The following is a 19,638-nucleotide window of genomic DNA, read 5'->3' as shown; positions in this document are numbered from 1 at the left end:
GAACGGCGCTTCGCCGTTCATGCTCGCTCAGGAGACCGCGCACGTGACAGGACCGCACCGCGCCCCCATCGACGACGCCGCGCTCGACGCGCTGTTCCGCGCCGCGCGGACGCACAATTCGTTCAAGCCCGAGCCGGTCTCGGAGACGACCCTGCGCGCGCTGTTCGAACTCGTGAAGATGGGGCCGACCAGCGCCAACGGCCTCCCCGGACGCTTCGTGTTTGTCACCTCCCCCGAGGCCAAGGCGAAGCTGCTGCCGACCCTGTCGGCCAGCAACCGCGACAAGACCGCCGCCGCGCCGGTGACGGCGATCGTCGCCTACGACCTGCGCTGGATCGACAACCTGCTGCGCTTCTTCCCGCACGCCGACGCGAAGTCGTGGTTCGAAGGCAACGACGCCGCCATTGAAAGCGGCGCGCAGCTCAACGGCTCGCTGATGGGCGGCTACCTGATCCTCGCCGCCCGCGCGCTCGGCCTCGACACGGGGGCCATGGCGGGGTTCGACCGCAAGGCCGTCGACGAGGCCTTCTTCGCCGGCACCACCTTGCGCTCGAACTTCCTCGTGAACCTCGGCTACGGCGACGGCCAGAACATGTTCGACCGCCTGCCGCGGCCGGACTTCGACGAGTTCTGCAAGATCGTCTGACCGGCCTCCTCCCATGCGCGTGCTCGCCATTGACACGGCCCTCGGCGCCGCCTCCGTCGCGATCGTCGAGACCGACGACGACGCGGCGCCGGCGCACGTCGTCTCCGTCGCGATGGCGCGCGGCCACGCCGAGGCGCTGATGCCCCAGGTCCGCGATGCGCTCGCAGCCGCAGGCGGGCTTTCGACGGTGGCGCGCATCGCCGTCACCGTCGGTCCCGGCAGCTTCACGGGACTGCGCGTGGGGCTCGCCGCGGCCCGCGCCCTTGCGCTTGCGAGCGGCGTCCCGATCGTCGGCGTCACGACGCTGGCGGCGCTCGCCGCGCCCCAACTCGCGGCCGGCGACGGCCTGCCCGTGGCGGCCGCCGTCGACGCGCGGCACGGGCGCGTGTTCTTCCAGGCGTTCGATCCCGACGCCGCGCCGCTGGCGCCGGCGGGCCTTCTGTCGGCGGCGGACGCCGCGCTCGTCCTTGGCGAAGGCCCGGCGCTGGTGGTCGGCTCCGGCGCGGATCTCGTGATCGGCGCCTCGGTGCGCGGCCTGCTGCGAAAGGGGGAGGGTCCGCATGACGCGCCGGACCCGATCTGGCTCGCGCGGCTCGGCGGCGCGTGCGATCCTCAGTCCTCTCCGCCCCGGCCGCTGTACCTGAAGGCCGCCGACGCCCACCCGCAGGAGGGCGGCCGCATTCCGCGCCGCTGACGTCTCGATGTACTGGCTGTGGTTCTGGAACGCCTGGGCCTCGGGTCTGAGACGCTGGGCGATCGAACCGGCGGACGCCGGACACGCGGACGATCTCGCTGAAATCCACGCCTCCTGCTTCGCGCGCGGCTGGAGCATCGACGAGATGGACCAGCTGCTGCGCGACCGGTCGGTCCGGGCCTGCGCGCTCTATCGCGAAGGCCGGTCGCGGCCGGTGGGCTTCGCGGCCTCGCGCGTCGCGGTCGACGAAGCGGAGGTCCTGTCGATCGCCGTGCTCGAGCGCAGCCGCGGCGGCGGCGGCGGCCATGCGCTGCTCGCCCGCCATCTGGGCCGGCTCGCGGGCGAAGGCGTGCGGCGGGTGGTGCTCGAAGTGGACGAGGACAACGCGGCCGCGCTCACGCTCTACGCCCGCTTCGGCTTCGCCGAGGTGGGACGGCGGAAGGCCTATTACCGCCGCGCCGACGGGACGCGGGGCGCCGCAAGGATCCTCGCGCTCGACATGACGTGACGTCGGCGTCGTTTACGGCGGGCCGCGCGACTTTTATAAGCCTCTCGACGAGTCGCGCTGTTTCATGAGGAGCGCTGAGATTTGAGCGTCCTCAAGCCAGACACCATCGAGAGCCTCTGCGCCGCCAAGGGCATGCGCATGACCGAGCAGCGCCGCACGATCGCGCGCGTCGTGGCGGAGGCCGACGACCACCCCGACGTGGAGGAGCTGTACCGCCGCGCCTCGGGCGTCGACCCCCGCATTTCGATCTCGACCGTCTACCGCACGGTGAAGCTGTTCGAGGACGCGGGCATCATCGCCAAGGTCGATTTCCGCGACGGCCGCTCGCGCTACGAGCCGATTCCGGACGAGCACCACGACCATCTCATCGACCTGCGCTCCGGCAAGGTGATCGAATTCCGCGACGAGGAGATCGAGCGCCTGCAGGCGGAGATCGCCAAGCGGCTCGGCTACAAGCTCGTCGACCACAGGCTGGAGCTCTACGCCGTTCCGCTCGACGACCGGGAGGATTGAGCTTGGGGCTGGACGCGAAGGCCCTCCGAGCCGCCGCGACGGTGGCGGCGCTCGCGCCCGTGATCGCGATCGGCATTCCGCTGCAGACGCTCATCCTGAAGTTCCGACTCGGCGATCCGGCGCGCATTCCCGTGCTGTTCCACCGCTACGCCCTGCGCGCGATCGGCGTCACCACCCATGTCGTGGGCGCGCCGGCGAAGGCGCGGCCGTTGTTGATGACGTCGAACCACAGCTCGTGGCTCGACATCCTGGTTCTCGGGGCGATCACGCCGGTCTCCTTCGTGGCGAAGTCCGAGATCGCGTCCTGGCCGGTCTTCGGCTCGCTGGCGCGGCTCCAGCGCTCGATCTTCGTCGACCGCGCCCGCCGCACCGCGACCTCCGCCGTCAGCCGGGAGATGGCGCAGCGCATGCAGGCCGGCGACGCCGTCGTGCTGTTCGCCGAAGGCACCTCCAGCGACGGCAACCGGGTGCTGCCGTTCCGCTCCGCGCTGCTCGGCGCGGCCCAGCAGGCGATCGGCGGCGAGGGAGCGGGCGCGGTCTATGTGCAGCCGGTGTCGATCGCCTACGTCAAGCGCAACGGGCTGCCGCTCGGCCTCAGGACGCGCTCCGAGATCGCGTGGTACGGCGACATCGACTTCGTGCCGCACCTCTGGGCGGTGCTGAGGAACGGCGCCATCGACGTCACGGTCGCCTTCGGGACGCCCGTCCGGGTCGACGCCGCGGCCAACCGCAAGACGCTGACGCGCGAGCTCGAGCAGCAGGTCCGCCGCATGACGGCGACCGCCCTGCGCGGCGGGGCCCGCCCGGTCGCGATTTCTCCGGACGCGGCCGGGGGCGTGCCGGCGCCCGCGCCGGCGCTCGAGGGCTGACGCGATGATCGAGGCGGCGCTGCTCTCCGCGCGGCAGATGTTCACGCCGCCGTTCCGCGCCGTGCTGCTGAAGTCGCTCGGCCTCACCGCGCTGCTGCTGGTCGTCGGCTGGATCGGCCTTCAGGCGCTCGCCGACCATCTGATCACGCTCGAAAACCAGACGCTGACCCTGGTCGCGCGCGTGATCGCCGGGCTCGGCACGGCCTTCGGCATGCTGTTCCTGGTGGTCCCGGTCACGGCGCTGGTGGCCGGCCTGTTCCTGGACGACGTCGCCGAGGTGGTCGAGCGCGCGCACTACCCAAACGATCCGCCCGGCGTCGCCGTCCCGGTGGCGCGCGGGCTGTGGCTGTCGGCGCGTTTCGGCCTGCTCGTGCTCGGCCTCAACCTCGCGCTGCTGCTTCTCCTGCTGCTGCCGGGCGTCAACGTGCTGGCCTGGCTCGGGGTCAACGCCTATCTGCTCAGCCGCGAATACTTCTCGCTCGCCGCCATGCGGTTCCGCAGCGAGGGGGAGGCGACCGCGTTGCGCAGGCGCCACAGGCTGAGAGTGTTCTCAGGCGGCCTCGTGGTGGCGGCGCTGGCGCTGGTGCCCTTCGCGAACCTGCTGACCCCACTGTTTGCAACGTCCTTTTTCGTCCACCTGCACAAACGGGTCGCCGCGCGGGACGCAAAACGCTTGGGAACCGAGGAGTCGCGGCCGCGTTTGGGGCCCTAACGGTCCCTAAACCCGCCGCATTCAAAGTCCACCCCGGTGGACATGGGACGGCGCGTGACGGCGCCGCGGCGTGGATTCGTGACGAGGTGGGGCAGGCATGGCGTTCGGACGGCGCTCGGACAAGGACGAACGGCGGGAACCGCGGTTCGACGGGCGCGGCGCCGGCGGAGCCTTCGACCTCAGGCTGACGCCCGACGACCGGCCGACCGGCGACGGGCGGGGCGACCCGTTCAAGGAGCCGCGCCTGGACGAGCCGCGCGGCGACGGCCGGCGGGAGCCCCGGTTCGACGCGGGCGCGTCGGAGCCGGAACGCCCGGAGCGGGAAAAACTGTCTTACTGGGCCTGGGTCATGGGGCGTAAGGCGCCGAAGCGTCGCCGCGAGGGCGGCGGAGGTCGCGGCGGGCGTCCGCGGCGGAGCTGGCTCGGCCGCCTGCTCTCGCTCGTGGTGGTGCTCGGCCTGTTCGGCGCCGTCGGCGTCGGCGGGGTGATCGCCTATTACGCCTCGGGCCTGCCCTCGATCGACAAGCTCGAGATCCCGAAGCGCCCGCCGAACGTCGTCATCGCCGGCGCCGACGGCAAGCCGCTCGCGAACCGGGGCGAGACCGGCGGCGCGCAGGTGCCGCTGTCCGAGATTCCGCCCTTCGTGCCGCAGGCCTTCATCGCGATCGAGGACCGGAGGTTCTACGACCACTGGGGCGTCGACTTCATCGGCCTGGCGCGCGCCATGAAGACCAATCTCGAGCACGGCACCATGGTGCAGGGCGGCTCGACGCTGACGCAGCAGCTCGCCAAGAACCTGTTCCTGACGCCCGAGCGCTCGCTGGAGCGCAAGGTGCAGGAGGCGGTGCTGGCCTTCTGGCTCGAACGCAAGTTCGGCAAGAAGAAGATCCTCGAGATGTACCTCAACCGCGTCTACTTCGGCGCCGGCGCCTATGGCGTCGAGGCCGCGGCGCAGCGCTACTTCGGCAAGTCGATCCGCGCCGTGAACATCTCCGAGGCCTCGATCCTGGCGGGTCTCGTCAAGGCGCCGTCGCGGCTCGCGCCGACCCGCGACCCGGAGGGCGCCCGCGCCCGCGCCGACCTCGTGCTCGCCTCCATGGCGGACGAGGGCTACATCTCCCGCGATCTCGCCAACCGCGCCTTCCGCGTCTCCCCGCCCTCCCCCGCGCCCAAGCCCGAAGGCGCGATCGGCTATGTCGCGGACTGGGTGATGGACCAGCTCGACGGCCTCGTCGGCGTCTACGACGAGGACCTGACGGTCCAGACCACCATCGACCCCAAGCTCGAAGCCGAGGCGGAGAAGGACCTCGCGGAGGCGATCGCCAAGAAGGGGCCGGCGCTGAAGGTGAGCCAGGGCGCGCTCGTCGCGCTCGCGCCCGACGGCGCGGTCAAGGCGCTGGTGGGCGGCAAGTCCTACGCCGACAGCCAGTTCAACCGCGCAGTCGCGGCCAAGCGCCAGCCCGGCTCGTCGTTCAAGCCCTTCGTCTATCTCACCGGCCTGGAGCTCGGCCTGACCCCGGACGCCGTGCGGGTGGACGAACCGATCCGGCTGAAAGGCTGGAACCCGGAGAACTACTCGCGGCGCTACAACGGACCGATGACGCTGACGACCGCGCTGTCGCACTCGATCAACACCGTCGCGGTGCGGCTCGGCGTCGAGGTGGGCCCCGAGAACGTGGTGCTCACCGCCCAGCGGCTCGGCATCAGCTCCGAACTCGCCGCGAACCCCTCGGTCGCGCTTGGCACCTCTGAGGTCACGCCGATCGAGCTCGCCGGCGCCTACGCGCCCTTCGCCAACGGCGGCATGCTGGCGAGGCCCTATGTCGTCACCCGCGTCACCACCTCCGAGGGCGAGGTGCTGTACAACCGCCGGGCGGAGCCTCCGAAGGAGGTCGTCGACATCGATCGCGTCGGCATGATGAACGCCATGCTGACCGAGACGATCCGCTCCGGCACCGCGCGCGGCGCCTCGTTCCGCGCCTGGCCGGCGGCGGGCAAGACCGGCACCAGCCAGGATTTCCGAGACGCCTGGTTCGTGGGCTACACCTCCCACCTCGTCACCGCCGTCTGGCTCGGCAACGACGACAACTCCGTCACCAAGAAGGCCTCGGGCGGCGGACTGCCGGTCGAGATCTGGAGCCGCTTCATGGCGCGCGCCCATGACGGCGTCGCGGTCGCGGCGCTGCCGGGCGACTGGAACGCTCATGTGGCCGGCTACCAGGAGCCGGGCGACGTCTACCAGACCGGTCCCGGCGGCGGCGACGGCGGCGACATGCCCGACGGCCAGTGGGTCGACGAGACCCCGCGGCAGCGCCCGCGCGGGGGCGGCGACGGCGGGCCGCTGCGCGAGCCTCTCGGCTTCCTGAAACGGCTGTTCGGGGGCGGATGACGCCGGGCTGCGGCGCCGGCCGCGCGCGCTACGCCAGAGTGACGGCGGTGCCGGTCGCCGACACCATCAGCATCGAGCCCTTGTCGCCCACGGTCTCGTAGTCGAGGTCGACGCCGATCACGGCGTTGCCGCCGCGGGCGTGGGCTTCCGCCGTCATCTCCTCCAGCGCGATGTCGCGGGCGCGCTTGAGCTCCTTCTCATAGGCGCCGGAGCGGCCGCCGACGATGTCGCGCACCGCCGCGAACAGGTCGCGGAAGATGTTCGCGCCGAGGATGGCCTCGCCGGTGACGAGGCCGTGATAGGCCACGATGCGACGGCCTTCGACGGTCGGGGTGGTGGTGACGAGCATGGGACGCGGTCTCCTCGGGCGGACGCCGCGGGAGACATGGGGGCGGGCGGCCCCCAAGGAAAGACGCCGGCCGCTGAAGACGGCCGCCTTCGCGGCCGTTCGGCTTCAGGTCCGCTTTCGCCTTCAGGTCCGCTTGGCGACGTCGGCGACGGCGGGCGACGGCGCGAGCTTGCGGCCGAGCGTCTCGGCCAGGAAGGCGCCGACGCAGGCGTGGCCGATGTCGTTCATGTGCAGCCGGTCGGCCGAGAGCATGTCCGCCGCGCCCGACTTCGCAAGCGCGCGCATCGCGGCGTAGCGGTGGGCGACGGGCGCGCCGGTCTTGGCGGCCAGCGCCTCGAGCGCGCCGAGATAGGGCGCGTAGGCCGCCTCGTCCTGGGGCACGTACTGCGGGTCGAGCAGCGCGACGTCCACGCCGGCCTTGGCGATGCGGGCGAGCCCGCGCTCGGTGACCTGCTGGAAGGTCGCGAGATCGATCCGCCGCGCCGCGTCGTTGGTGCCGATCTGCCAGACGACGAGGTCGGGCTTCGCCGCCGCGATCTCCCTGTCGAGCCGCGCCTCGGCGCCCAGCGCCGTCTCGCCGCCGACGCCGCGCGCCACAACGTCCACGTCGACCCCGGGCAGCCGCTCCTCCAGCTCGGTTTCGAGCCGCTTCGTATAGGCCTTCTCCGGCGCCGTCGCGCCGACGCCCGCGGTCGAGGACGAGCCCACCACCAGCACCTTCAGCTCGTCGTCCTGCCGGACGTTCGCGGTGGCGCGGTCAAGCTTGCCGGACAGGCCGAGGTAGGCGTCGGCGATGCGGCAGGGACCGCGAAGGGCCTCGGCGTGGGCCGAAGCGGAGACCAGAGCGAGGACGCCGGCAAGCGCAGCGGAGCGGACGACGGGACGGAACGACGTCATGCGGTCAGGCCTCATGGGGCGGAGACGAAACGGTCGGACGAAGCGGAGGGGGTACCCTGTTGCTGCAACCGGCCATAGCACGCGTGTCGCGCCCGAGTCAGCTCCGGACAATCACGGATGGCTGAACTCGGCGTGAACCCCGCGCCATCGTCCGGCGTCAGTGGCGGAAGTGTCGCACGCCGGTGAACACCATGGCGAGTCCGGCCTCGTCCGCCCGGGCGATCACCTCGGCGTCGCGCATCGAGCCGCCCGGCTGGATGACGGCGGTCGCGCCCGCCTCGATCGCGGCGTCGAGACCGTCCGCGAAGGGGAAGAAGGCGTCGGAGGCCACCACCGCGCCGCGGGTCAGCGGCTCGCTCGCGCCCGCCGCCTCGGCCGCGTCCACGGCCTTGCGGGCGGCGATGCGGGCGCTGTCGACGCGGCTCATCTGGCCGGCCCCGACGCCGACCGTTGCGCCCCCGCGGGCGTAGACGATGGCGTTCGACTTCACATGCTTCGCCACGCGGAAGGCGAAGCGCAGGTCGGCGAGCTCGGCCTCGGTCGGCGCCCGCTTGGTCACCACCTTGAGTTCGAGATCGTCCACCACCGCGCTGTCGCGGTCCTGCGCCAGGAAGCCGCCGGCGATGGTCTTCACGCTGAGGCCCTTCGCCCGCGGGTCCGGCAGGGTTCCGGCGACGAGCAGGCGCAGGTTCTTCTTGCCCGCGACGATGGCCTTCGCCTCGTCGGTGGCGTCGGGGGCGATGATGACTTCGGTGAAGATCTTGACGATCTCGGCAGCGGCTTCGGCGTCGAGCGTGCGGTTCAGCGCCACGATGCCGCCGAAGGCCGAGACCGGGTCGCAGGCGAGCGCCGCGAGGTAGGCGTCCTTCAGGCTCGCGCCCTCCGCCACGCCGCAGGGGTTGGCGTGCTTGACGATGACGCAGGCGGCCGTCCGCGCCGGGTCGAACTCGCCCGCGAGCTCATAGGCGGCGTCGGTGTCGTTGAGGTTGTTGTAGCTGAGCTCCTTGCCCTGGAGCTGGACCGCCGTCGCGACGCCGGGACGGCTCTCGGCCGTCCGGTAGAACGCCGCCTGCTGGTGCGGGTTCTCGCCGTAGCGCAACCCCTGCGCCAGCGTGCCGCCGAGCGCCCGGAAGGCCGGCGTGGTCTCGCCGGCTTGGTCGGAAAGCCAGGTCCCGATCGCCGCGTCATAGGCTGCGGTGCGCGAAAACGCCTTGGCGGCCAGGCGCTTGCGCAGGGCGAGCGAGGTCGCGCCGCCGTTCGCCGCCATGTCGTCCAGCACCGCGCCGTAGTCCGCGACGTCGACCACGACCGCCACATGGGCGTGGTTCTTGGAGGCGCCGCGGATCATCGCCGGCCCGCCGACGTCGATGTTCTCGACCATGTCGTCGTAGTCCGCCTGCCGCGCGAGCGCCGCCTCGAACGGGTACAGGTTCACCACCAGCAGGTCGATCGGGAGAATGGCGTGCTCCGCCATCGAGGCCTCGTGGCCGGCGTCGCCGCGGATGGCGAGCAGGCCGCCGTGCACCTTGGGGTGCAAGGTCTTCACCCGGCCGTCCATCATCTCCGGAAAGCCGGTGAGATCGGACACGTCCTGCACGGGGAGCCCCGCCTCCGCGATCGCCTTCGCGGTCCCGCCCGTGGAGACCAGCGTGACGCCCTGCTGGACGAGCGCGCGGGCGAAGTCGAGCAGGCCGGTCTTGTCGGAAACCGACAGCAACGCGCGAGCGACGGGACGTTCGGACATGGGATCTTGGCCTTGGACGGTGCGGACGTCCGGGCGGGTAGCACTTTTCAGGCCGCGCGAGAACCGCGGCGCGCCGTGGTCCGCATTGCGGCGATGGCCTACAGGTCCTTCCCGTAGAGCCGCCAGGTCTTGGTATGCTTGGCGGGAAGGCTGGCGACGAGGTTTATGACCGAGCGGTTCTCCTCGAGCATCCAGCTCACCTCCATGCGCTGCACCTTGGCCGCCTGCGCCTTCTCCACGGCGTCGGCGAGCAGCGAGGCGGCGGCCATCGCGCCGACGCGGGTGCCGCGCCAGGCCCGGCGCACGCCGATGACGGGGACGCGCACGCGCTTGGTGCCGGCCACCTTCAGCCGCCACAGCATGCGGGCCCAGCCGAAGGGGAACAGCTTGCCCCCGAGCCCGTGGATCGCCTCGTTCACGTCCGGGGCCATGGCGAGCACGCCGATCGGCTCGTCCTTCCAGGTCACGATCGTCGTCCAGTCGCGCGGCAGCAGCGGCTGCGCCAGTTCGGCGAGAAAGCTCGCCTCGGCGTCGGAGACCGGCACGGCGCCCCAGTTGCCGGACCAGCCGTCGTTGTAGATGGCGTTTAGGGTGGCGACCGCCTCGCGGCCGATGGCGCTGCGAATGACGAGGTCCTTGGAGCCGGCCCAGCGCGCGCGGGCGCGCTTGACGCGCCCCGGCAGGGGGCTGCCGGCGACCGGGCCCTCGTAGCCGATAAGGTCCTTCAGCCCCGAGAAGCCGAGGCGCTCCAGCTGCCGGGCGTAGTAGCGCGGCGCGTAGTTGGTGTGGGTGGACGACGGCGTGTCGTGACCCGCCACCAGCAAGCCGCACTCGTGGTTGATCGAGGCGCTGAACGGGCCCGTCATCCGCGTCAGCCCGCGCTCGCGCAGGAAGGCGGCGGCGGTCGCGAACAGCGCGTCCCAGACAGCGTCGTCGTCGATCGCCTCCAGGAAGCCGAAATGCCCTGCGCCGTCCTTGTGGATCGCCAGATGGGCGTGGTCCTTGACCGCGTAGATCCGCCCGACCGGTCGCCCGTCGCGAAAGGCGGTCCAGGCGCGACCGTCGTTGTCGCGGGCGAACGGCGTGTTGCCCGGCGTAATGGTGAGGTTGAGCTCGTGCAGCAGCGGCGGCGTGAAGGCCGGATCGCGGCCTTGCGCGACGAGGCCCGCCCGCCAGAACGGCGGGACGTCGCGGCGCGTCTCGACCGGGCGGATTTCGATCGAGGGGCGATGGTCCGGGGCGTGGGTCACGACGATCAGGCCGGTCGCGTCGCCTTGGCGAGCGCCGCCGCCATCTTGATGCCGAAGCCGGCCTCCGCGAGCTTGGCGTGCTCGTCGGCGGTCACGGCGACGGCCTCGTCGATGTGGGCGGGCTCATGCTCGCTGGTGAAGAAGAAGCGAAGCCGGGCGGAACGCTCGGGCACGGCGGGATGGATGATCGGCAGCGCGTTCACGCCGCGCTCCAGCAGGCGGTTCGCCAGATGCACCGCGCGCAGGCTGTCGCCCACCATGACTGGCGAGATCGCGAAGCCGGCGCTGGCGCCGACGTCGAGGCCCGCGGCCTTTGCCTTCTCCACGAAGCGCTGGCCGATCGCGCGCAGCTTCGCCACCCGCTCGGGCTCGCGCTCCAGCACGTCGAGCGACGCGATGGCGGCGCCGGCGACCGGCGGCGGCATGCCGACCGAATAGACGAAGCCGGGCGCGGAGAACTTGAGATAGTCGCAGAGCGCGGCGGAGCCGGCGATGTAGCCGCCGCAGCCCGAGAGCGTCTTGGACAGGGTGCCCATCCAGATGTCGATCTCGTTGGGATCGACGCCGGCCTCTTCCGCGATGCCGCGGCCGGTCTTGCCCAGCACGCCGAGCGAATGGGCCTCGTCCACCATCAGCCAGAAGCCGAAGCGTTCGCGCAGGGCGACGAGGCGCTTCAGGTCCGGAAAGTCGCCGTCCATGCTGTAGAGACCCTCGACGACGACGAGCACCCGCGCGTGGCCATGGGCGTGGGCGATCAGCATTTCCTCGAGCGCGTCGAGATCGTTGTGGGGGAACAGCCGCCGGGTCGCGCCCGAGAGCGTCGCGCCGACCACGATCGAGTTGTGCGCGAGGCTGTCGTAGAGCACCAAGTCGCCCTGGCGCATGAGGTGACCGATCGCCGAGACGTTGGTGGCGTGGCCGCTGACGAAGCACACCGCCGCCTCGACGCCGATGAAGCGCGCGATGCGGCCTTCGAGCTCCTGGTGGATGGGCCGTTCGCCGGCGACGAGCCGGCTCGCGGAGACCGACGTGCCGTAGCGGTCGATCGCGGCCTTGGCGGCGGCGCTGACCTCGGGATGGCCGTTCAGGCCGAGGTAGTTGTAGGAGGCGAAGTTCAGGATGGTGCGGCCGTCGATGTGGGTGGTCGCGCCCGCCCGGTCGTCGTGCACGCGGAAGAACGGCGTGCCGACGCCGATCAGCTCCGCCACCGCCTGCTGGGTGCGGATGTCCTTCAGCTCCGGCAGGTCCTGGAACCGAAGCTGCGCCTTCCGCGCCCGTTTCGCCCGCGGCGCCGGAGCCTCCGCGGAGCCGTCCTTCTTCGGGGCGGACTGCCTCAGCGCGCTGAGCAGTCCGTCCTTCGCCGAGCGCGACAGCGCGCCCACGCCACGCCGCTCGCTCATCCGGTCACCCGGCCGATCGCCGACCGGCGCTCCTCCACAGCCGCGCCGAAGGCCGCGAGGTCTTCGACCGCGACGTCGTCGGAGAGGTGGCGGTTGACGAGGTCCGCGTTCACCGCCGCGTTTTCGGCGCCGCCGTCCGGCTCGTGGATGCGCGAGACGATCGACTGGGCGATCGTCGTCAGGGTCGTCGAGTCGCCGATCGCGACGAGCGGCAGTTCGATGTCGAAGCGTCGCTCGACGCTCATGCGCAGCTCGAGGCCCATCAGCGAGTCCATTCCAAGCTCGGCCAGCGGGCGCTGGGCCGAGATTTCCTTCGCCGGCAGCTTCAGGATGCGGGCCACCTCGCCGGCGAGGATCTCCGACACGACGTCGCGCGCCTCGCGGGCGTCCTTGCCGCGCACGAGCGCCGCAAGATCGATCTGCTCCACCGTGTCCTGCGGCCCAAGCTCGGCGCCAGCCAGCACTTCGGCGAAGGTCGGCGCCGCGAGGAAGGCGAGGTCGCGCCGCGCCGCCGCCCAGTCGATCGGGGCGATGGCGACGACCGCCGTCTCCGGACGCGGGTCGTTGCGCGCCAGCACGGTCCCGAGCCCTTCGAGCGCCTCCGCGCCGGAGAGCGTGGCGTGGCCGAGCCGCCGCTGGATCTTCTCCTTCACCTCGCCGGTGCGGGCGAGGTAGCCGACGTCGCCGAGCGCGCCCCAGGCGATCGCGAGCCCGGGCCTGCCCGCCGCCCGGCGCCGGCGCACCAGCGCCTCGAGCCAGGCGTTGGCCGCGACGTAGTTGGCCTGACCGGGATTGCCGATCACGGTGGTGGCGGAGGAGTAGACCACGAACTGGCCGAGCGGATCGTTCGCCGTCAGCCGGTCGAGCGCCGCGGCGCCGTCGATCTTGGGCCGTAGCACGGCCTCGAAGCGCGTGGCGTCGAGGTTCGCGAGCAGCGAATCCTCCAGCACCATGGCGACGTGCCAGGCGCCGCCGATGGGCCCGAGCGCCGCGCGGGTTTCGTCGAGCGCCGTCGCGAGGGCCGCCTCGTCGGCCGCGTCGCAGGCGAACACCTTCACCTCCGCGCCCGCCGCCTTCAGCCGCGCGACGCCGGCCTTGGCGTGCTCACCCCTAGCGCCGGACCGGCCGATCAGCGCGAGCTTGGTCGCGCCCTTGGCCACCAGCCACTCCGCGGTGGCGAGACCGAAGCCGCCGAGGCCGCCCACCAGCACATGCGCGCCCTCGGCCGCCTGGAACGACGCGGTCTCCGGGACGCTCAGCGCCTCGGGCACCTGCGGCCGCACCACGATCTTCCCGATGTGCCCGGACTGCTGCATCAGCCGGAACGCGTCGCGCACCTCCGTCGCCCCGAAGGCGCGGTAGGGCAGCGGCGAGAACACGCCCTTCGCGAACAGCTTCAGCACGTCGCGGAACAGTTTCTGGCCGAGATCCTTGCGGTGGACCAGCAGCTGGTCGGCGTCGATGCCGAAGTAGGCGATGTTGCGCCGGAACGGACGCAGGCCGACGCGGCTGTTGGCGTAGTAGTCGCGCTTGCCGAGCTCGAGGAAGCGGCCGAAGGGCTTCAGCGTCTGGAGGCTGCGCTCCATCGCCTCGCCGAACAGCGAGTTCAGCACCACGTCGACGCCCTCGCCGCCGGTGAGGCGCCGGGCCTCGTCGACGAAGTCGAGGTTGCGGCTGGACAGCACATGGCGGGCGCCGAGCGCGCGCAGCAGGTCGCGCTTCTCGTCGGAGCCGGCGGTCGCGATGACCTTGGCCCCGCGCCAGAGCGCGATCTGGAGAGCGGCGAGGCCGACGCCGCCGGCGCCGCCGTGGATCAGCACCCACTCGCCGCGCTTGATGCGGGCGAGTTCGACCAGTGCGTAGTAGGCGGTGAGGAAGCAGACCGGGATGGTCGCGCCTTCCTCGAAGGCCAGCCCCTCGGGCAGCGGCGCGACCGCGATCTCGGGCACGGTAACATGGCTCGCGAAGGCGCCGGAGGCGAAGGTGACCACGCGGTCGCCGGCCGCGAAGGCGGTGACGCCCGCGCCGACGGAGGTGACGACGCCCGAGCACTCGATGCCGAGGCCGGGGCCGGCGAAGCCGTCCTCGAGCGCCTCTTCGGGCAGCAGGCCGAGCGCCCACATCACGTCGCGGAAGTTCAGGCCGACCGCGGCGACGTCGATCGCGACCTCGCCGGCCTGGGGCGCCATGACGGGCGCGGGGCGCCACGCGACGTCGTCCAGGCCGCCTTCGCGGCCGGTGTCGAGCTGCGCGCGGACGGACGTCGCGCTCGCAGCCCTGACGGGCGCGGGCGGAAGGCCGTGGCGCAGCCGGGGCGCGCGCACGCCGCCCGCCGAGATCTCGATCTCGACGTCGGCGCGGGGGGCGGCGATCTCGGCGGCGACGGCGCGCGCCGCGGTTTCGTCGCCAAGCGCCGGATCGACGTCGATCAGCCGGATGTCCTGTCCCCGGAACTCGTTGCGCACGACGCGCAGGAAGCCGGCGAGCGCCGCCTGATCCGTACGGCCGCCGCTGTCCAGCGTCCAGCCGAGCGCGCCCGGCGCGACGATCCACAGCCGCGCTTCGGCTGCGGCCGCGGCGCGGACGAGACCGAGCAGGCGGCCGGAGCGCGTCGTCGCGGTCGCGGAGTCGTCCGGGCCGGCGGCGTCGAACACGGCGACGAGGTCGGGCTTCGGCGCTGACTTGGGCGCCTTGCCGAGGCCGAGGTCGAGGGCGTCGCCCCAGTCGGCGCCAGGCTCGCCCGCGATCCGCGCGACCTTGCGGCCGGCGCCCGCGAGCGCCTCCGACAGGCCCGCGGCCAAAGCGCCGTCGGCGGTCTCGGCGAACAGGACGACCGGGCCGGCGGCGACGGTCTCGTCCGCCTCCGCGGCGCGGGGCGCGCGGGTGGCGACGGCGAGCGTGGTGGGCGCGCGGGCGCCGGCGACGGGCGCGAAGGCATGGTCGGTCAGCCGGGCGTCCGCGAAGTCCGCCGCCCAGTCCTCCGGCGCGCGGGCCGCGCCCACCGGGAAGGCGTCGGCGGCCGACCGGTCGAACCACGAGGGGTCGAGGCCGAGCGTGACGTCGAGGAACGGAGCCGGTTCGACCGCCGCCAGCAGCAGGCGTCCGCCGTCGGCCAGCGCCGCCGCGAGGCGGCGGACCGCGTCGTGGTCATGCAGCGCGGTTCCCCAGCCGACAGCGCCGACGACGAGGTCGAACCGGCCCGGGGCTTCCGCGTCGGAACCGGGATCGAAGGCGGCGACGGTGACGCCGGGCGCGCCGGCGAAGGCGAAGCGCAGGCGCTCCGCGGCGGTGGCGTCGGGATCGGTCACGGCGAGGGTCACGCGCGGGTCGCCGCCGAGCGGCAGCAGGCGGCGGGTCAGCGCGCCGGCGCCGGCGCCGAGCTCGAGGATGCGGAGCGGCCGGTCGGCCGGCCAGCCCGCGAGCGTGTCGGCTGCAAGCGCCGCGACAGCCTCGACGCCCGCCGCGACGAGCGGCGCGCCGCCGGCGAGATGCGCGAGGGTGGAGGCGCCGAACGGCGCGCCGGCGCCCGGGCCCTGCTTCAGCGTCTTCGGCAGCAGGGAGAGCGCGCGGGTGGCGAGCGTCACCTCCGCGCTGCGGTCGGGATGATCGGCCAGCACCGTGCGGGCGATGTCGACTGCCGAGGGCAGGCCGGTGGCGGCGGCGAGCGTCCAGGTCTCGCCGTCGAGCGAGGCGTGGCCGCGCTCCTCAAGGATCGCGAGCAGACGGTTGGCGAGGCGGACCGACCCCGCGGCCAATCGCTTGCGCGCGACCAGCGCGGCGACGGCGCCGCTGCGGGCGCGGCCGAAGAGCGTGACCAGAGCCTCGTGGGCGAGCGCCACGGCGAAGGCTTCCAGCAGCAGGTCGTCGTCCGCCCGGTCGTCCGCGTCGCCGGCGAGGCCGAGCGCCTTGGCGCGGGCGACGATGGCCGCGGCCTCGGGCGCCGGCGGCGTCTCCCCGTCGAGCGGCGCGCCGATCAGCGCCGGGGCCGGATGGTACGACAGCCGCTCGAGAGGCGTGCGCCGCGCGAGCGTGACAGCCCGGAAGCGGGCGTCGGTCAGTGTCGCGACGATCTCGCCGTCGACGCCGAACACGGTGAAAGTCGCGTCGATCGAACGCGGGCTGAAGCGGCGGATGCGAATCTCAGCGGCGCCGATCGCGGCGCCCGGCTTCATCAGCCGCAGCGCGCCGAAGCGCATCGGCAGGTAGGTCACGTCCGGCCGGTCGCCGTGCTCGCCGAACAGAGTCAGCAGCCCGTGGAAGCAGGCGTCGAAGTCAGCCGGGTGCAGGCCGTAGCGGTCGTCCCGCGCGCCGGCCCGCTCGGCCTCCGGCTTCAGCGTGACGCGGATCGCATGCGGCGCGGGCCGGTCGACCCGCTCGACCGCGCGGAAAGCCGGGCCGAAGCCGAGGCCGTGGATCTCGGAGCGGGCGTAGATCTCGGCCGAGGTGAAGCTCGGACCGTCGCCGGAGACGGGCTCCGGGGTCGGGATCACCTTGGTCGGCGTCGGCGCGACGCGCCCGCTGGCGTGCAGGATCCAGTCGTCGGAGCGCAGGCGCGGACGGCTGAGGATCTCGACGGTGCGGCTCTCCGGCGAAATGCGGGTCCGCACCTCCGTCAACGAGTCGGAATCGAGCGTCAGCGCATGCGGAATCTCGAAATCCGAAAGCTCCACGGTCGGCGTCTTCAGCCAGGCGCGGCCGGCGGCGAGCGCCATCTCGGCGAGCGCTGCGGCCGGCACCACCACGCGGCCGCCGACCTTGTGGTCGGCGAGCAGCGGCGCGACCAGCGGGTCGAGGTGGGTGGTCCACTGGTCGCTGTCGACCTTAAGCCGCGCGCCGATCAGCGGATGCTGGTCGTAGCCGTGGTAGATGCCCTGCCCTTCGCCGGTGACGGAGACCGCGAAGCGCGCGTTCTGCCAGGGGTAGGTCGGCAGCTTCGCGGCGGGGCCGCCGAGCCGTCCGAAGGCGAGGTCGCGGTCGACGCGGCCGCCCTTGGCGATCACGCGCGAGAGCGTGCGGCGCACCGGGTCGTGATCGCCGGGGCCATGGTCGTCGCAGGACAGCGCGCCGCCCTGGACCTCTTCCGCCGCGAGCACGTCGGAGATGTAGGTCTGCAACACCGGCCGGGGGCCGATCTCGACGAAGATCCGGGCGCCGAGCGCCGCGGCGGCCGTGACGGCGTCGGAAAACAGCACTGGCTGGCGGACGTTGTCCCACCAATAGTCGGCGACGAGGGCCGAGCCCTCGACCGCCGCGCCGGTCACGCTCGACACGAAGGCGCGCCGCGTCGCGCGCGGCTTCAGACCCTTGAGGTCGGCCAGCAGCGGCGCGCGCACGCCCTCGATCAGGCCGGTATGGAAGGGGTAGTCGATGTCCAACACGCGCACCGCGATGCGCTTGCCCTTGGCGAAGCGCTGCAGCTCGCGGATCTCGGCCTCCGGGCCGGAGACGGTGATCGAGCGGGCGCTGTTGACGGCGGCGATCTCGACGCCCTCGAAGCCGCCCTCGTCGAGCAGCGCCTGGACCTCGTCGGCAGGCGACAGCACGGCCGCCATGGCGCCGGCCTTCCAGGCGATCTCCTGGTGCAGGCTGCGCGAATGCACGACCTCCGCCGCCTGCTCCAGCGTCAGAGCGCCGGACGCGTAGGCCGCGGCGACCTCGCCGACGGAATGACCGAGCACCACGTCGGGCGTCACGCCGACGGCGCCCAGCGCCGCGGTGGTCGCCACCTGCACGGCGAACAGCAGCGGCTGGGCGAACTCGGCCCGGCGCAGCTTGTCCGCGAGATCCTCGGCGAACAGCGCCTCGCGCAGCGACCAGCCGGCGACCTTGCCGAACGCCGCGTCGACCTCGGCGAGGCTGGTGCGGAAGGCGCGATCCTGGGCGTGGAGCTTCCGCCCCATGCCGGCCCATTGCGAGCCGTTGCCCGAGAAGGCGAAGGCGACGGGCGCCTCGCGGCCGACCGCCTGGTCCGCCGCGGCGCCTGCGACCTCGCCGGTCTCGGCGAAGGCGGCGAGCGTCGCGGCCCAGCTCTGGGCGTCGTCGCTTTCGAGCACGAGGCGGCGGGGCAGAAGATCGCGCGTCGCCGCCACGCTGGTGGCGATGCGCCGGGCTTCGGCAGCGTCCGCGCCGTCGAGCGACTTGGCGTAGGCGCCGGCGAGCGCCGACAGCGCCTCCCGCGACCGGGCGGAGAGCGCCAGCACCGGCGCGGTCGCCGAGGTCTGCGCGGGCCGCGGCCCGGCGTGGCCGAGACGGTCCTCGGGCGTCGGGTCGTAGACCACGACGTGCGCGTTGGTGCCGCCGAAGCCGAAGGAGTTCACGCCGGAGTACCGCGCCAGGGCGCCGCGCGGCAGCGGCGTCAGCTCGGTCGCGACCGTGAGGTTGAGCTCGTCGAACGGGATGTCGGGGTTCAGCTCCTCGAGGTGGAGCGAGGCCGGGAGCAGGTCGTTCTCGAGCGCGAGATCGACCTTAAGCAGCCCGACGAGGCCCGAGGCCGGCTCGAGATGGCCGACGTTGGTCTTGACCGAGCCGATCGGCAACGGCCCGACGGTGCGGCCCTTGAAGGCGCGGCCGACGGCGCTCGCCTCGGCCGGGTCGCCGACGCGGGTGCCGGTGCCGTGCGCCTCGATGAAGGCGAGGCGGTCGGGGTGAACGCCGGCGTCGGAGTACAGCCGCTCGAGCAGCGCCACCTGGGCGTCGGACGACGGCAGCGACATGCCGACGGTGCGGCCGTCGGAGTTCACGCCGGAGGCCGCGATCATCAGGCGCATCGGGCGATGAGCGGCGCGGGCGACGTCGGCGCGCTCGATCACCAGAGCGACGCCGCCTTCGGCCCGCACGTAGCCGTCCGCGCCGGCGTCGAAGGCGCGGCAGCGGCCGCGCGGCGACAGCATGGTCGCCTGGGCGAAGGAGATGAACGGGAACGGGCTGCCGAGAATGCTGACGCCGAGCACCACCGCCCGCTCGATCCGGCCGGAGCGCAGGGCGACGATCGCTTCGTTCAGCGCGACCAGCGACGACGAGCAGGCCGTGTCGATGGTGAAGCTCGGCCCATGCAGGTCATAGACGTAGGAAATGCGGTTCGAGACGATCGACAGCGTGTTGCCGGTCGCGAAATAGGGGTCGGCCGAGGCGGTGTCGAAAATGACGCGGTTGCCGTAGTCGAGCGCGGAGGCGCCGACGAACACGCCGGTCTCGCTGCCGGCGATGCTCGAGGGCGGAATCCCGGCGTCCTCGAGCGCCTCCCAGACCAGCTGCAGGCCGATGCGCTGCTGCGGGTCCATCTGCTCGGCCTCGCGTGGCGAGATGCCGAAGGCGGCCGGATCGAAGCCGAACACGTCGTCCAGCACGCCGGCCGCGAAGGTGTAGCTCTTGCCCGGCTCGCCCTTGCGGGGATGCAGATAGCGCGCGTGGCTCCAGCGATCCTCGCCGATCTCCGTGACGGCGCAACGACCTTCGGCCAGAAGATTCCAGAACGACGGAACGTCGTTGGCGCCCGGAAGACGACACGACCGTCCGACGACGGCGAGCGACAAGGGAGCTTTCATGACAGGGCCTGCGCGCGAGCGTCACGAAAACGCCGTCGAGGGACGCTCGGCCGTGACGAAACCGTCACAGGGCCGTGCGGACGGCGCGTCGTGGAATGGGGCGGAAGCATGGAAACGGCGCGG

The 19,638-nt window shown here is 72.6% G+C and carries 13 protein-coding genes; 7 read left to right on the top strand and 6 right to left on the bottom strand.

Annotated elements, in window-relative coordinates; translation table 11 throughout:
• The first annotated feature begins 43 nt into the window (after nucleotides 1-43).
• The 7 genes from K244_RS0116450 to K244_RS0116420 all read left to right on the top strand — a co-directional run bounded on the left by K244_RS0116450 (nucleotide 44) and on the right by K244_RS0116420 (nucleotide 6,331).
• Nucleotides 44-646, top strand: a complete 603-nt coding sequence (locus K244_RS0116450; RefSeq protein ID WP_245259784.1) for a malonic semialdehyde reductase — start codon at nucleotides 44-46, stop codon at nucleotides 644-646.
• Nucleotides 647-659: 13 nt separating this feature from the next.
• Nucleotides 660-1,340 carry a tRNA (adenosine(37)-N6)-threonylcarbamoyltransferase complex dimerization subunit type 1 TsaB gene (gene tsaB / locus K244_RS0116445; protein WP_020187380.1) on the top strand — a complete coding sequence of 227 codons (681 nt, stop codon included), beginning with the start codon at nucleotides 660-662 and terminating at the stop codon, nucleotides 1,338-1,340.
• Nucleotides 1,341-1,347: 7 nt separating this feature from the next.
• Complete coding sequence (locus K244_RS0116440; RefSeq protein WP_020187379.1) at nucleotides 1,348-1,848, top strand: GNAT family N-acetyltransferase; 501 nt, start codon at nucleotides 1,348-1,350, stop codon at nucleotides 1,846-1,848.
• A gap of 132 nt (nucleotides 1,849-1,980) precedes the next feature.
• A complete protein-coding gene (locus K244_RS0116435; RefSeq protein ID WP_081761566.1) occupies nucleotides 1,981-2,361 on the top strand; it encodes a Fur family transcriptional regulator in 381 nt (126 codons plus the stop codon).
• Nucleotides 2,362-2,363: 2 nt separating this feature from the next.
• Entirely contained in the window at nucleotides 2,364-3,230 is an 867-nt protein-coding gene (locus K244_RS0116430) for a lysophospholipid acyltransferase family protein (protein ID WP_020187377.1), read from the top strand.
• 4 nt (nucleotides 3,231-3,234) lie between these two features.
• Nucleotides 3,235-3,942, top strand: coding sequence for a sulfate transporter family protein (locus K244_RS0116425; protein ID WP_020187376.1), 708 nt, complete (start codon nucleotides 3,235-3,237; stop codon nucleotides 3,940-3,942).
• A 97-nt stretch (nucleotides 3,943-4,039) separates the two neighbouring features.
• Nucleotides 4,040-6,331 (top strand): PBP1A family penicillin-binding protein, encoded by a 2,292-nt coding sequence (locus K244_RS0116420; protein WP_020187375.1) that lies wholly within the window; start codon nucleotides 4,040-4,042, stop codon nucleotides 6,329-6,331.
• Between the two features lie 28 nt (nucleotides 6,332-6,359).
• Here K244_RS0116420 and K244_RS0116415 read toward each other — a convergent pair whose 3' ends face one another.
• The 6 genes from K244_RS0116415 to K244_RS0116390 all read right to left on the bottom strand — a co-directional run bounded on the left by K244_RS0116415 (nucleotide 6,360) and on the right by K244_RS0116390 (nucleotide 19,515).
• Nucleotides 6,360-6,680, bottom strand: coding sequence for a heavy metal-binding domain-containing protein (locus K244_RS0116415; protein ID WP_020187374.1), 321 nt, complete (start codon nucleotides 6,678-6,680; stop codon nucleotides 6,360-6,362).
• Between the two features lie 123 nt (nucleotides 6,681-6,803).
• Nucleotides 6,804-7,577: an SGNH/GDSL hydrolase family protein gene (locus K244_RS0116410; protein ID WP_020187373.1), complete on the bottom strand. Its 774-nt coding sequence runs from the start codon at nucleotides 7,575-7,577 to the stop codon at nucleotides 6,804-6,806.
• A 157-nt stretch (nucleotides 7,578-7,734) separates the two neighbouring features.
• Nucleotides 7,735-9,321, bottom strand: a complete 1,587-nt coding sequence (gene purH, locus K244_RS0116405) for a bifunctional phosphoribosylaminoimidazolecarboxamide formyltransferase/IMP cyclohydrolase (protein ID WP_020187372.1) — start codon at nucleotides 9,319-9,321, stop codon at nucleotides 7,735-7,737.
• 98 nt (nucleotides 9,322-9,419) lie between these two features.
• Entirely contained in the window at nucleotides 9,420-10,571 is a 1,152-nt protein-coding gene (locus K244_RS0116400) for a hypothetical protein (protein ID WP_020187371.1), read from the bottom strand.
• A 5-nt stretch (nucleotides 10,572-10,576) separates the two neighbouring features.
• Nucleotides 10,577-11,971 (bottom strand): aminotransferase class I/II-fold pyridoxal phosphate-dependent enzyme, encoded by a 1,395-nt coding sequence (locus K244_RS0116395; RefSeq protein WP_020187370.1) that lies wholly within the window; start codon nucleotides 11,969-11,971, stop codon nucleotides 10,577-10,579.
• A complete protein-coding gene (locus K244_RS0116390) occupies nucleotides 11,968-19,515 on the bottom strand; it encodes a type I polyketide synthase (RefSeq protein WP_024816558.1) in 7,548 nt (2,515 codons plus the stop codon). The genes K244_RS0116395 and K244_RS0116390 overlap by 4 nt, the downstream gene beginning before the upstream one ends.
• Nucleotides 19,516-19,638: the final 123 nt, after the last annotated feature.

Source organism: Methylopila sp. 73B (assembly GCF_000526315.1).
Classification (GTDB): domain Bacteria; phylum Pseudomonadota; class Alphaproteobacteria; order Rhizobiales; family Methylopilaceae; genus Methylopila.
Note: the sequence above shows the minus strand (reverse complement) of the source record. Positions and strands in the feature narration are given on the sequence as shown.

Excerpts from the sequence above, each read along its gene's own strand:
- K244_RS0116440 (WP_020187379.1), top strand. The coding sequence starts at position 1,348 with ATGTACTGGCTGTGGTTCTGGAACGCCTGGGCCTCGGGTCTGAGACGC.
- K244_RS0116410 (WP_020187373.1), bottom strand. The coding sequence starts at position 7,577 with ATGACGTCGTTCCGTCCCGTCGTCCGCTCCGCTGCGCTTGCCGGCGTC.
- tsaB (WP_020187380.1), top strand. The coding sequence starts at position 660 with ATGCGCGTGCTCGCCATTGACACGGCCCTCGGCGCCGCCTCCGTCGCG.
- K244_RS0116435 (WP_081761566.1), top strand. The coding sequence starts at position 1,981 with ATGCGCATGACCGAGCAGCGCCGCACGATCGCGCGCGTCGTGGCGGAG.
- purH (WP_020187372.1), bottom strand. The coding sequence starts at position 9,321 with ATGTCCGAACGTCCCGTCGCTCGCGCGTTGCTGTCGGTTTCCGACAAG.
- K244_RS0116415 (WP_020187374.1), bottom strand. The coding sequence starts at position 6,680 with ATGCTCGTCACCACCACCCCGACCGTCGAAGGCCGTCGCATCGTGGCC.
- K244_RS0116425 (WP_020187376.1), top strand. The coding sequence starts at position 3,235 with ATGATCGAGGCGGCGCTGCTCTCCGCGCGGCAGATGTTCACGCCGCCG.
- K244_RS0116390 (WP_024816558.1), bottom strand. The coding sequence starts at position 19,515 with ATGAAAGCTCCCTTGTCGCTCGCCGTCGTCGGACGGTCGTGTCGTCTT.
- K244_RS0116420 (WP_020187375.1), top strand. The coding sequence starts at position 4,040 with ATGGCGTTCGGACGGCGCTCGGACAAGGACGAACGGCGGGAACCGCGG.
- K244_RS0116395 (WP_020187370.1), bottom strand. The coding sequence starts at position 11,971 with ATGAGCGAGCGGCGTGGCGTGGGCGCGCTGTCGCGCTCGGCGAAGGAC.